The 12,635-nt window shown below is 70.6% G+C and carries 12 protein-coding genes; 2 read left to right on the top strand and 10 right to left on the bottom strand.

Translation table 11 applies throughout. From position 1 onward, the window contains the following. The 5 genes from HYV93_01160 to HYV93_01140 form a co-directional block, all read right to left on the bottom strand. The coding region (locus tag HYV93_01160) for a polyprenyl synthetase family protein (GenBank protein ID MBI2524566.1) at positions 1–372 on the bottom strand (372 nt) is incomplete at its 3' end. 152 nt (positions 373–524) lie between these two features. Beyond that, positions 525–1,241 (bottom strand): hypothetical protein, encoded by a 717-nt coding sequence (locus tag HYV93_01155; protein MBI2524565.1) that lies wholly within the window; start codon positions 1,239–1,241, stop codon positions 525–527. A 42-nt stretch (positions 1,242–1,283) separates the two neighbouring features. Continuing rightward, a complete protein-coding gene (locus HYV93_01150) occupies positions 1,284–2,162 on the bottom strand; it encodes a hypothetical protein (GenBank protein ID MBI2524564.1) in 879 nt (292 codons plus the stop codon). A 164-nt stretch (positions 2,163–2,326) separates the two neighbouring features. Then, a complete protein-coding gene (locus HYV93_01145) occupies positions 2,327–4,012 on the bottom strand; it encodes a methylmalonyl-CoA mutase (protein ID MBI2524563.1) in 1,686 nt (561 codons plus the stop codon). After that, positions 4,009–5,559, bottom strand: a complete 1,551-nt coding sequence (locus HYV93_01140) for an acyl-CoA carboxylase subunit beta (protein MBI2524562.1) — start codon at positions 5,557–5,559, stop codon at positions 4,009–4,011. Before HYV93_01140 ends, HYV93_01145 begins: the two co-directional genes overlap by 4 nt. A 150-nt stretch (positions 5,560–5,709) precedes the next feature. Here HYV93_01140 and HYV93_01135 point away from each other — a divergent pair, with 150 nt between their 5' ends. Together HYV93_01135 and HYV93_01130 are read left to right on the top strand one after the other, a co-directional pair. Beyond that, positions 5,710–6,090: a hypothetical protein gene (locus HYV93_01135; protein MBI2524561.1), complete on the top strand. Its 381-nt coding sequence runs from the start codon at positions 5,710–5,712 to the stop codon at positions 6,088–6,090. A 32-nt stretch (positions 6,091–6,122) separates the two neighbouring features. Beyond that, positions 6,123–6,440 carry a YtxH domain-containing protein gene (locus HYV93_01130; protein ID MBI2524560.1) on the top strand — a complete coding sequence of 106 codons (318 nt, stop codon included), beginning with the start codon at positions 6,123–6,125 and terminating at the stop codon, positions 6,438–6,440. 24 nt (positions 6,441–6,464) lie between these two features. On the opposite strand, the gene HYV93_01125 is transcribed toward HYV93_01130, so the two are convergent. The 5 genes from HYV93_01125 to pdhA all read right to left on the bottom strand — a co-directional run bounded on the left by HYV93_01125 (position 6,465) and on the right by pdhA (position 12,593). After that, positions 6,465–7,622 (bottom strand): acyl-CoA dehydrogenase family protein, encoded by a 1,158-nt coding sequence (locus tag HYV93_01125; GenBank protein ID MBI2524559.1) that lies wholly within the window; start codon positions 7,620–7,622, stop codon positions 6,465–6,467. A gap of 41 nt (positions 7,623–7,663) precedes the next feature. Further along, entirely contained in the window at positions 7,664–9,064 is a 1,401-nt protein-coding gene (lpdA, locus tag HYV93_01120) for a dihydrolipoyl dehydrogenase (GenBank protein ID MBI2524558.1), read from the bottom strand. Positions 9,065–9,068: 4 nt separating this feature from the next. Continuing rightward, positions 9,069–10,409, bottom strand: coding sequence for a 2-oxo acid dehydrogenase subunit E2 (locus HYV93_01115; protein MBI2524557.1), 1,341 nt, complete (start codon positions 10,407–10,409; stop codon positions 9,069–9,071). Next, on the bottom strand, positions 10,406–11,386 hold the full coding sequence (locus HYV93_01110) for a pyruvate dehydrogenase complex E1 component subunit beta (GenBank protein ID MBI2524556.1): 981 nt from the start codon (positions 11,384–11,386) through the stop codon (positions 10,406–10,408). Before HYV93_01110 ends, HYV93_01115 begins: the two co-directional genes overlap by 4 nt. A gap of 280 nt (positions 11,387–11,666) precedes the next feature. Next, on the bottom strand, positions 11,667–12,593 hold the full coding sequence (pdhA, locus tag HYV93_01105) for a pyruvate dehydrogenase (acetyl-transferring) E1 component subunit alpha (GenBank protein MBI2524555.1): 927 nt from the start codon (positions 12,591–12,593) through the stop codon (positions 11,667–11,669). Positions 12,594–12,635 lie beyond the last annotated feature (42 nt).

Raw genomic sequence — 12,635 nt, 5'->3', positions numbered from 1 at the left:
GGTCGTGCCGTTCCGCTTCCGCTCCAGCTGGAGCACCTCCGCCTCCGTCATGGAGACGGTGGCGCGGGCCAGCGTGTCCAGAACGGCGGGGTCCCCGTCGCGGACCATCAGGGCGAAGGACTTGGAGTAGAGGTGGTCGCCCACGAGCACCGAGGCGTCGTCACCCCAGCGCGCATTGGCCGAGGGCCGCCCCCGCCTGAGCGGCGCCTGGTCCACCACGTCGTCGTGGATGAGGGTGGCCGTGTGGAGGAGCTCCACCACGCACCCGAGCCTCACGGCGCGCGGCCCACTGTAGCCCGCCAGCCGCGCCGCCATGAGCAGGAGAATGGGGCGCAGGCGCTTGCCCCCGGCGCCGGCGATGAACTCGCCCATCTCGCGGATCAGCCCGACCGGTGAGTCGATCTCTCCGGCGATCTCCGCCTCGATGGCGGCCAGTTCGGGGCCGATGAGAAGCCCGACGCGCTCCTTGAGGAGCGTCTCGAGGGCGGTGGGCGACCTCTCGGCCGAGCGCGGGGCAGGGAGCGTCAACGGACGACGACCCGGTCCTTGATCTTGACCTCCGCGCCCGGGGACAGTCCCTGGACCTCGACCACGGAGAACTTCTCCCGGACCTCGGTGACCCGTCCCGTCGCCACCTCCTCGTCCAGCTCGCCCAGGAGCTCCCCGCTGATGGGATGGACGATGGGGATCTTGTCCCGGCGCAGGCTCACGATGGTGCCGGGTCGCACCCCGTCGCCGGCGGTGAGATCGATGACGATGCGTGTCGTGTCCACGAAGACGACGAAGCCGCGCGGCGGCGCCGGCGCCGCGGCCGGGGCCGCCGGGCCGGCCGAAGCCCGGGCCACGGGAGCAGGTGACAGGGCGGTCTCCCGGCCCAGGACCGGCTGGCGCTGGGGCTCCTCCACCTGGTAGGGCAGCTTCTGGCGCGGGCTGATGCGCCCGCCGCCGGGGGGCGAGCCGTACTTCGCCACGACTTCCGGCGGCGCCAGGAGCGAGGACTTGCCCAGCAGAAGCGACTTGAGCGTGGTCGGCAGCTTGTCCTCTTCCACCCAGATGTACTCGGGCTCGCTGGCCACATCCCCGAAGCGGGGGTTCTTGATCAGGAGCCATCTGGGCTCGGCGCTCCTGATCTGCACGCTGGGATCGTTCTGCGCCGGAAGGCCGGCCAGCTCCCGGATGCTCACGCAGCCCGAGAGGAGGGCAGCAGAGGCGAAGAGGACGAGGCAGAGACGCGTGACCATTCCGGGGCTCATCATCGAAGGAGCATAGCAGATTCGCGCCGGCTAGTCCTCCGAGCGGGGCTCCCACGGAAAGCGCCGATCCGCCGCACTGTCCACCCGGGTGAGCGCCATCCGGCGCGAGAAGAGCGGCGTCCCGGTCACGGCCGAGATCCAGGTGACGTCGAGATAGGTGACCCCGCGCCGGTCCAGCACCACCGGGACGAGCCACCCGGCCACCTCCAGGGTCTTCCCCAGTGCCACGGCCTTCGCGGGCCGCACCAGCAGCTCCTCCACACGCGCGCGCTGGCTGAGGAACAGCTCCTGGACCGCCGACGGGTCCACGGTCTGGAAGCGTTTCGTCTGATCGAGCCCCAGCGCGATCATGAACGGCACCCGGCGGAGATCGGCCTGCACCTTGGTGAGGTCCACGGGAGCGACCACCGCCACCTTGATCCGGCCCCGCGTGATGCGGACCCCGTCCTCGGCGCGGACCCGCGGCGCCTTCTCGAGGGGGATGAAGAGCGCTTCCGAGAAGCCCGGGAGCACCCGCTGCACCTGGGCATAGCCGAGGATCTCCTCGAAGCGCCCCATGGGCTTGTGGGTGAGGGGGTGGCGAAACACCTCGCCCTTGCGGAATACCGTGAACTCCTGCCCCGGTCCCACCCCGTCCTTCTGGGTGAGATCCATGTACAGCCGGTCACCGTCCACGGTCACCACGAGGCCCTCGATGGGGGGAAAGGCGCCGACCACCTCCTGGAGCATGAGCCCGAAGGTGGCACCCACCTGGTCCGCGAGGCCCGCCCCCGCGGGCCCCGCCGCCACCAGCAGCAGCAGTAGCGACAGAAAGACCAGCAACACACCCGTGCCGGGCCAAGTAACGAGCCAGACGAGGCCCGAGGAATGCTGTGCGAGCCGCAGCCGCGAGGCGAGGCGAGCGGACATGGAGAGACAAGCGGAAGCGGCGGGCGCGAGGCGTACTCGGATGTACGTTGAGCGCCCGCGCCGACCGAGAACATGGCTGGGCGAGCCGAAGCCGGAGGCGAGGCGAGCGGAGATGGGAATCGCGCGAGCGTGAGCGAGCGATGGCGACGTTAATTGGGCCGGCACTAGAAGACCACCGAGGGCTGGTGGACGCCGAACACCCCCCGCAGCGTGGCGCAGACCTCGCCGAGGGTCACGGAGGCCTTCACCGCTTCCAGCACGAGCGGCAGGAGATTGTCCCGGCCGCGCGCCGCCCTGTCGATGGCCTCGAGCGCCTGCGCGGCACGATCTCGGTCACGCGTCCGGCGCAGCCGCTCGAGCCCTTCGGCCATGGCGGAGGCCACCTCGGGATTCACCTGGAAGAGATCACCCTGAGGCGGCTCGTCGCTGACGAAGTCGTTGACCCCCACGACCACGCGGGCCTTGCTCTCGACCTCCTGCTGGTAGCGGTAGGCGGCCTCCTGGATCTCCCGCTGCATGAAGGGGATGGCGCTGACCGCCCCGCCCAGGCCGTCGATCTTGGCGATGTAGGCCTCGGCCTCCTCCTCGACCTGGTGTGTCAGTCGCTCGACGGCATAGGAGCCGCCCAGGGGATCGGCGGTGTCGGCGACGCCGGACTCGTAGGCGAGGATCTGCTGGGTGCGGAGCGCGACCCGCACGGCCTGCTCGGTCGGCAGCGCCAGGGCCTCGTCCATGGAGTTCGTGTGCAACGACTGGCAGCCCCCCAGGACCGCCGCCAGGGCCTGCAGCGTCACCCGGACGATGTTGTTCTGCGGCTGCTGCGCGGTGAGCGTGCTCCCGGCCGTCTGGACGTGGAAGCGGAGCGTGAGCGAGCGCGGGTCGAGGGCGGCGAAGCGGTCGCGCATGATGCGCGCCCACAGCCGCCGGGCCGCCCGGTACTTCGCCACCTCCTCGAGGAGGTGGTTGTGGGCGTTGAAGAAGAAGGAGAGCTGGGGCGCGAACTCGTCCACGCGGAGCCCGGCCTCCACCGCGGCCGTGACATAGGCGATGCCGTTCCCCAGCGTGAAGGCCACCTCCTGGGCCGCCGTGCACCCGGCCTCGCGCATGTGGTAGCCGGAGATGGAGATGGTGTTCCACCGGGGCACCCGGTCCTTGCAGAAGGCGAAGGTGTCGGTGATGAGGCGCATGGAGGGCCCGGGCGGGAAGATGTAGGTTCCGCGCGCGACGTACTCCTTGAGGATGTCGTTCTGCACCGTCCCCGACAACCGGTGGGCCGCCACGCCCTGGCGCTCGCCGACGGCGATGTAGAGGCAGAGGAGGATCGCGGCCGTGGAATTGATCGTCATGGAAGTGGACACGCGGTCCAGCGGGATCCCGTCGAACAGCGCCAGCATGTCCCCCAGGCTGGAGATGGCCACCCCGACCTTCCCCGCCTCGGTGCGCGCCAGACCATGGTCGGCGTCATAGCCCATCTGGGTCGGCAGGTCGAAGGCCACGCTCAGCCCGGTCTGCCCCTGGGCGAGCAGGTACCGGTAGCGGCGATTCGTCTCTGCGGCCGACCCGAAGCCGGCGTACTGGCGCATCGTCCAGAAACGCCCGCGGTACATGCTCGGCTGCACGCCGCGCGTGTACGGCAGCTCGCCGGGGAAGCCCAGGTCGCGCAGGTAGTCGAGACCGCCCGTGTCGGCCGGCGTGCAGAGCGGCGGGAGCGGCACGCCGCTGGAGGTGGCGAAGAGGCCCGGCCGCTCCGGAGCCTTCTCGAGCGCCGGCTTGCGCGTCCGGGCCTCCCAGGCGCGCCGCGCCTCCTCGATCTTGCCCTCGGCCTCCGGCGTCAGCTCCGGCGGGGTCATAGCGGGATGTTTCCGTGCTTCTTCGGCGGGTTCTGGTCCCGCTTGGTGCGCAGCACCTCCAGCGCCTGGATCAGTCTCCGCCGGGTGTCCCTGGGCTCGATCACCTCGTCCACGTAACCGCGCTCGGCGGCAACATAGGGGTTGGCGAACTTCTCGCGGTACTCGCGCGTCTTCGCCTCCTTCAGCGCCGCCGGATCCGCCGCCCCGTCCATCTCGCGCTTGTAGAGGATGTTCACCGCCCCGTCCGGCCCCATCACGGCGATCTCGGCCGTGGGGTAGGCGAAGTTGGCGTCGCCCCGGATGTGCTTGGAGGACATCACGTCGTACGCGCCGCCATAGGCCTTCCGCGCGATCACCGTCAGCTTGGGCACCGTCGCCTCGCAGAAGGCGAAGAGCAGCTTGGCGCCGTGCTTGATGATGCCGCCGTATTCCTGCGCCGTCCCGGGCAGGAAGCCAGGGACGTCCACGAAGGTGACGAGCGGGATGTTGAAGCAGTCGCAGAAGCGCACGAAGCGCGCGGCCTTGACCGAGGCGCTGATGTCGAGGCAGCCCGCCAGGTGCGCCGGCTGGTTGGCAACCACACCCACGGGGCGGCCGTTGAGGCGCCCGAAGCCGATGACGATGTTCGGGGCGTAGTCGGCCTGGACCTCGAAGAAGTACCGGTCGTCGAGCACGGGGCGCACGATGTCCTTGATGTCGTAAGGCTTGTTCGGCTGCTCCGGCACGGCCGACTGCAGTTCCTCGTCCACCCGGTCGGGCGGGTCCAGCGCCTGTCGGACGGGCGGGTCCTCCAGGTTGTTCTGCGGGAGGAACGTCATCAGCTCGCGGATCAGCGCGAGGCACTCGTCCTCGCTCTCGGCGGCGAAGTGGGCCACGCCCGAGGTGCCGCCGTGGGTCGAGGCCCCGCCCAGTTCCTCGAACGATACCTCCTCGTGCGTCACCGCCTTGATGACGTCGGGGCCGGTGACGAACATGTAGGAGGAGTGCTTCACCATGAACACGAAGTCGGTGATGGCCGGCGAGTACACCGCCCCGCCCGCGCACGGCCCCATGATGGCGGAGATCTGGGGGATGGCGCCCGAGGCGAGCGTGTTGCGCAGGAAGATGTCCGCGTAGCCCGCCAGCGAGACCACGCCCTCCTGGATGCGCGCCCCCCCGGAGTCGTTGAGCCCGATGACGGGCACGCCCGTCTTCATGGCCAGATCCATGATCTTGCAGATCTTGCGGGCGTAAGCCTCGGACAGCGAGCCGCCGAACACGGTGAAGTCCTGGGCGAAGACATAGACCGGGCGGCCATGGATACGACCCGACCCGACCACCACGCCATCCCCGGGAATGCGCTGCGTCTCCATCCCGAAGTCCCGGCTCTGATGCACCACCAGCTTGTCCACCTCGGCCAGGGAGCCCTTGTCCAGCAGGATCTCGAGCCGCTCGCGCGCCGTCTTCTTCCCGGCGCGATGCTGCCGCTCGATGCGCTCGGGTCCGCCGCCGAGATCGGCAAGCTGGTTGCGGTGCCGCAGTTCATCGAAGCGGTCCTCGAGGGGCATCGGCTACCAGCTCCTTCCTTCGTCGCAGCGGGCGGGTGCGCTCGGCCCATGCAGTATAGGGACCGCCGACGGGGAAAGTCAATGAATGCGCGGCCTTCCCTCCCGACACGGTTGACTTGCAGAGCGGCCCTCTGCCATACTCAACTTCCCATGACCCCAACCGCCGAGATCATCATCGTCGTCTGCGTCGTGGCCGTCGCAGCGGCGCTGGTGTCCACGCTGATGACGCTCAAGAAGGCGGCCGCGCGCGCCGAGACCGTGCTCCACCTGCTGGAGCGCGAGATCCGCCCCATGGCCGGCCAGCTCGGTGCCCTGGCCGAGGAGCTGCGCGGGCTTTCCCGCCAGGCAACCCGCGAGATGGAGCGGATCAGCGTGGTCATCCGCCGCGCCGAGGAGATCTCGGCGAAGCTCGTGAAGGCGGCCGGCGTGCTGGGCGGCATCGGCCGGATCGGGCAGATCGCCGCAGTCGCTGCGGGGGTGAGGAAGGGGCTCGACGTCTTCGTCTCACGGCTGCGGAGCAGGGATCTCTAGCCCGAGCCGGGATCCCCAAGGAGGGCAGTCACATGTCGGAGGGACGTGGTTCTGACGCGGCGGGATATCTCGGCTGGTTCTTCCTCGGCGCCATCGCCGGAGCCGCGGCCGCTCTGCTCCTGACGCCGAAGACCGGGCGCGAGGCGCGGGAGCTCCTGGCCGAACACGGCGGCGACGTCTTGAAGAAGGCGCAGGAGGCGGCCGGCGAGGCCCAGGTCAAGGCCGGAGACCTCTTGGACAAGGGGCGCGAGTACGTCGAGCAGCAGACGGGCCGTCTCATCTCTGCGTTCGAGGCGGGCAAGGCTGCGATGCGCGAGGAGATGAGTCAGGAGCGCGGCACGAGCGAGTGACCCGCCCGCGCCCGCCGCATCGGCTCAGCGGCGGAAGTCGGCCCGGGTGGGAAGGATGCGGTCGGCGATCAGGTTGCGCATCATCTCGACGGTGCCACCGCCGATGGCGAACATCCTGGCGTCCCGCGCCATCCGCTCCAGCGGCAGCCCGCGTCCGTAGCCGGCCGCGCCGTGGATCTGCAGCGCCTGGCCCGTGACCTCCTGCGCGATCTCCGCGGCGAATGTCTTGGCCTTCGCCGACTGGAGCGGCTCCGGGAACCCCTCCACGTCCGTGCAGGCGGCGCGATGGATGAGCAGGCGCGCGGCGTCCAGCTTGATGGCCATGTCCGCCAGCTTCCAGCGGATGCCCTGGAAATCGGCGATGGGGCGCCCGAACTGGCGCCGCTCCTGGGCGAAGGCCAGCGCCAGCTCGTAGGCCCCCTGGGCGATCCCCAGCGCCACGGTGGCCGCGCCCAGCCGCTGGCTGTTGTAGGCGCGCATCAGCTTCTTGAAGCCGTCGGGCGGCCCCACGAGAACCTGCTCGCGCCCGACACGGCAGCGGTCGAAGTGCAGCCGCCCCTCGGGAATCCCGCGCAACCCCATGGTCCGGTCGCGCTCCCCGATGCGGAAGCCGGCGCTGTCGCGCTCGAGGAGCACGCCGCCGATGCCGGCGGCGCCGGGCGCCTGGCCGAGGCGGCAGTAGACGAGGTACAGACGTGAGGTGCCTGCCCCTGTGATCCAGCGCTTCTCCCCCGTGAGAGCATATCCCTCGGGGCTCTCGTCGGCCCGGGTCACCATGTCGGTGGCGGCCGACCCCGCCTCCGGCTCGGTGATGGCGATGGCGGGCTTCTCGCCCTCCAGCACCCAGGGGAAGTAGCGCCGCTTCTGCGCCTCGGTCCCGTAGGCGGTGAGCGCGCCCACGACGCCGAGGCTCCCCTCGACCACGATGCGCGCCGTGACGCCGCAGACGCGGGCGATCTCCTCCACCACGAGCAGCACGTCGAGAACGGAGCCGCCCCGGCCACCATGGGAACGGGGGATGGTGATCCCCATGAAGCCCGCCCGCACGAGGTCCTTGACGTTGTCCCACGGGTAGGCCTCTTCCTCGTCCCAGCGGGCGGCCCGGTCGCGGAAGACGCCGTCGGCCAGCGTCCGCGCCCGGGCCCGGAGCTCTCGTTGCTCGGCGCTGAGCGTGAAGTCCATCGCCTAGCTTGCCTCTCGGTCGAGGTATTCCGCGAGGCTCATCAGAGGTGGATGGCGTGGCCGAGGGCCGCCAGCGTCGCTTCCAGCGCGGCCTCGGAGAGCGTCGGGTGGGCGTGGATCGTGTGGATAACGTCCTCCAGCGTCCCCTCGAGCGTGCGCCCCACGGCGAACTCGTGGATGATCTCGGTGGCCTCCGGCCCGACGATGTGGACACCGAGCAGCTCCCCCGACCCTCTGTCGGCCACGACCTTGAGAAAACCCTCGGCCTCGCCCATGGCCACCGCCTTCCCGTTGGCCGTGAAGGGGAAGCGGCCCACCGCGATGTCGCGCCCGCTCTGCCGGGCCCGCGCCTCGCTCTGGCCGAGGGAGGCCACCTGGGGGCGGCAGTAGGTGCAGGACGGGACATTGCTGTAGTCCACCGGACGGGGCTCACGCCCGGCGATGGTCTCGGCGGCCACCACGCCCTCGGCCATGGCCTTGTGGGCCAGGAGCTGGTTGCCGGCGATGTCGCCGATGGCGTAGACGCCCTTCACCGAGGTCTCCATCGTGGGCGAGACCCGGACGAAACCCCGCTCCATGGCCACGCCCAGCCCCTCGAGCCCGAGGCTGCCGGTGCGGGCCGCCCGGCCCACCGCCACCAGGACTTGATCGGCCCGGAGCCTCTCCGCCTTGCCGTCCATCTCTATCTCCACGGCCACCCCGTCGGGGCCGGGGGTCACCGCCTTGACGCTCACCCCGGTGCGCAGGGTGATGCCCCGGCGCGTGAAGAGCCGGGCGACCTGGGTCGAGACCTCCTCGTCCTCGATGGGCAGCACGCGGGGCAGCGCCTCGAGCACGGTCGTCTCCACCCCGTAGGCCGAATAGACGTCCGCGAACTCCATGCCGACGGCTCCGGCGCCGATGACGATCAGCGAGCCTGGCTTCGTCTCGTTCCTGACGGCCCCGTTGGAGGAGATCACCGTCCTCTCGTCGATGGTCACGCCCGGCAGGGACTTGGGCTCGGACCCGGTGGCCAGGATCACGGCCCGGTCGGCCTGGAGATCCTGGGTCCCGTCCTGGCCCGCGATCTCGACCAGGTCGCGCCCCTTGAGGACGCCCCGGCCCCGGACCAGCGTGATCTTGTTCTTGCGGAGGAGGAACTCGACGCCCTTGGCCATGCGGTCGGCCACCCGCCGCGAGCGCTGGATCGCCTTGGCATAGTCGGCCGTCCACTCGCCCAGCGTGATCCCGAACTCCTCGGCGCGTCCGAGCAGCCCCACCACCTCCGCGTTGCGGAGGAGCGCCTTGGTGGGGATGCACCCCCAGTTGAGGCACACCCCTCCGGGGCGGTCGTCCTCCACCGCGGCGACCGACAGGCCGAGCTGGGCGCAGCGGATGGCGGAGACATAGCCGCCGGGTCCGGTGCCCACGACGACGACGTCGAACGTCTGGACAGGCGGCACGCCGCTACACCAGCAGCCGGAGCGGCTCTTCGAGGAACCGCTTCACGTCCTGGAGGAAGCGCGCGCCCGTGGCCCCGTCGATCACGCGGTGGTCGCAGGAGAGGGTCATGCGCATCCGCCTCCCGACGCGGAGCTGTCCGCCCTCGGCCACGGGCTTCTCGAGCACCGAGCCCACGGCCAGGATCGCCCCCTCCGGGGGGTTGATGATGGCGGAGAACTCTTCCACGTCGAACATGCCCAGGTTCGAGAGGGAGAAGGTCGCGCCGGAGAGCTCCGGAACCCTGAGCTTCCCGCCCCGCGCACGCTCGGCCAGGTCGCGCGACTCCACGGCGATCTGGGCCAGCGGCTTCACGTCGCAGTCGCGTAGCACGGGGGTGATGAGCCCGCCCTCGAGGGCCACGGCGACGCCGATGTGGGCGCGATGGTGGACGCGGACGGCCTGGCCCTGGAAGGAGGCGTTGACGGCCGGATGCCGGGAGAGCGCCAGCGCGCAGGCCCTGATCACGAAGTCCGTCACCGACACCCGCGGGCTGCCCTCGAGGGCATTGAGCTCCTCCCGGAGCGCCCAGGCGCGGTCCATGGCGACCTCCGACGTCACGTAGAAATGCGGGACCGGTCCCTTGGACAGCGGCATGCGTCTGGCGATGGCAGCCCGCATCGGGGTGAACGGGACGTCCTCGAACTCGACTCCCGACCGCGGCGGGACGGTGAAGGCAGGCCGAGCCGCGGCGGGCGGGGCCGCCGGGGCCGCGGGCGCGAGAGGCGCGGCCGCCGCCGGGGGCGCCGCGAGCGCCGTCTCCACGTCCCGTCTGACAATGCGGCCGCCGGGGCCCGTCCCGCGCAAGAGCTTCAGGTCCACGCCAGCCTGGGCCGCGATCTTCTTCGCCAGAGGCGAAGCCCGCACCCGTTCGCCGCTCGGGGGGGACGCCACCGCCTGGCCCACCGTCTCGACCTGCGAGATGTCGGCGCCCGTGGAGACCACCGCTGTCGTCTCGGGCGTGGACTTGTAGGTCTCCTCCACCGGGGGGGCGTGAGCTGGAGCCTCAGCAGGGGGCGCCACGGCCGGGGCCTTCGGCGACTCCGCCGCGACGCCGCCGATGTCGTCAGCCGGGTCCGCGATGACCCCGATGATCTGGCCCACGGGGACCTGCCCGCCGTCCGGCACGAGGATCTTCCGGAGGAGTCCCCCGCCGAAGGCCTCGATCTCGACATTGGCCTTGTCGGTCTCGATCTCCGCGATGACGTCGCCCCCCTTGACCGGTTCGCCTTCCCGCTTGAGCCACTTGACGACCTTGCCCTGCTCCATGGCCTCGGACAGCTTGGGCATCAGCACGCGCGTGATCATGCCTCACAGACCTTTCGGATGGCCGCCGCGATCTTGGCCTTCGAGGGAGTCTTGAGCAGCTCGAGGTTGCGGGCGTAGGGCATCGGGGCATTCTGGCCGGTGACCCGCTCGACGGGCGCGTCGAGATCATCGAACGCCTGCTCCGTGATGAAGGAGGCGATCTCCGACCCCATGCCGGCGAAGCCCGCGCCGGCCTCGATCACCACCGCCCTGTGGGTCTTCCTGACCGAGGCGACGATGGTCTGCGTATCCATGGGGCGCAGCGTGCGTGGGTCCACCAGCTCCACCGAGATGCCCGCCCCGGCCAGCTCCCCGGCAACCTCCAGAGCCCGGTACATCATGCCCATGTAGGCGACGACGGTCACATCCGTCCCCGCCCGCCTGACCACGGCCTGCCCCAGCGGCACGGTGAACTCCGGATCCTCCGGCACCTCGCCCTTGACGGCGTAGAGCGTCTCGGCCTCGATGAAGATCACGGGGTTGTCGTCCCGGATGGCGGACTTGAGCAGCCCCTTGGCGTCGGCCGGCGTGCTGGGCCGCACCACCTTGAGCCCGGGCACGTGGTAGAAGTAGGTCTCCATGCTCTGGGAATGCTGGGCGGCGAGCTGCGCCGCCGGCCCCCCGGGCCCTCGCACGACGAGGGGGACGCTGTACTGCCCGCCCGACATGTAGAGCATCTTGGCCGCCGTGTTGACGATCTGATCGAGGGCCAGGATGGCGAAGTTGAACGTCATCATCTCGACGACGGGACGCAGCCCCAGCATGGCGGCGCCGACGCCGACACCGGTGAAGCCCGACTCGCAGATGGGCGTGTCGACGACCCGCTTCTCGCCGAACTCCTTGAGGAGGCCCTGCGTCACCTTGTAGGCCCCCTCGTAGAGGCCCACTTCCTCCCCCATGACGAACACGCGGGGATCGCGGCGCATCTCCTCGCGGAGCGCCAGGTTCAGGGCCTCGCGGTAGGTCATGATGGCCACGGCTGATCAGTCCTTCGGCACGAGCGTTGTGAAGGGCCCACGCCGGGCCGAGTGCCGAGCCAGACGAGGCCCGAGGATTGGGGGGCGAACCGCAGCCAAAGGCGAGGTGAGCGACGCCGGGAGGTGAGCGAAGCGGCGGGCGCGAGGCGTACGTGGGTGTACGTTGAGCGCCCGCGCCGACCGAGAACGTGGCAGGGCGAGCCGCAGCCGCAGGCGAGGCGAGGGGACGTGGGAATCCGGCGAGTGCGAGCGAGCCATGGCGATGGCAATCGGCACGGCGTCAGTCCTTGTAGACGTCGGTGAGGAGCCACTCGTCCGGCGGCGCCGGGGAGGCCTCGGCGAACGCCACGGCGGCGTCCACGATGTCGGCGGCCTCGCGCTCGACAGCCGCGAGATCGGCCTCGGAGAGCACCCCGTCCTTGAGGCAGCGGGCCCTGAGGAGCGCGATGGGCTCGCGCAGCTTCTCCCGCTCCACCTCCTCGCGGGTGCGGTAGACGGCGCCTGCCGGGTCGCGCATGGAGTGGCCGCGGAAGCGGTAGGTGCGCGCCTCGATCAGGGCCGGCGTCTTTTCGCGCCGCGCGCGCTCCACCGCGCGTCCCACGCACTCGCGGACGGCCAGCACGTCCATGCCGTCCACCGCCTCCCCAGGGATACCGTACGTCTCGGCGAAGCGCCAGATCTCCGTCTGGGCCAGCGCCCGGTGGATCGCCGTGCCCATCGCGTAGCGGTTGTTCTCGCAGATGTAGACGACGGGGAGGTTCCAGAGGGCGACCAGGTTCATGGCCTCGTGGAACTCCCCCGCGGGGACCGCGCCGTCGCCGAAGAAGCAGAGCACGACCTGATCCCCACCCTGGTAGTTGATGGCGAAGGCGGCGCCCGCGGCCAGCGGCAGGTGCGCGCCCACGATGCCGTGGCCGCCGAGGAAGTTGACGCTCTTGTCGAACAGGTGCATGGAGCCGCCCTTGCCTCGGCTGAGGCCGTCGCGGCGCCCGAAGAGCTCGGCCATGACGCGGCGGGGATCCGACCCCTTCGCAAGGCAATGGCCGTGCTCGCGGTAGGAGGACACCACGTAATCGTCCGGACGCAGGGTCGAGATCGCCCCCACCGCCACCGCCTCCTGGCCGATGTAGAGGTGGAGGAAGCCGCCGATCTTTCCGAGGGCGTACATCTCCCCCGCCTTCTCCTCGAACCGGCGGACCAGCGCCATCTGGCCGAGGAGCCGCCGCGCCAGGGCTGCATCGAGCCGCGG

Source organism: Candidatus Rokuibacteriota bacterium (assembly GCA_016188005.1).
Lineage (GTDB): Bacteria > Methylomirabilota > Methylomirabilia > Rokubacteriales > CSP1-6 > UBA12499.
This window is presented reverse-complemented; position numbering and strand designations above follow the sequence as displayed.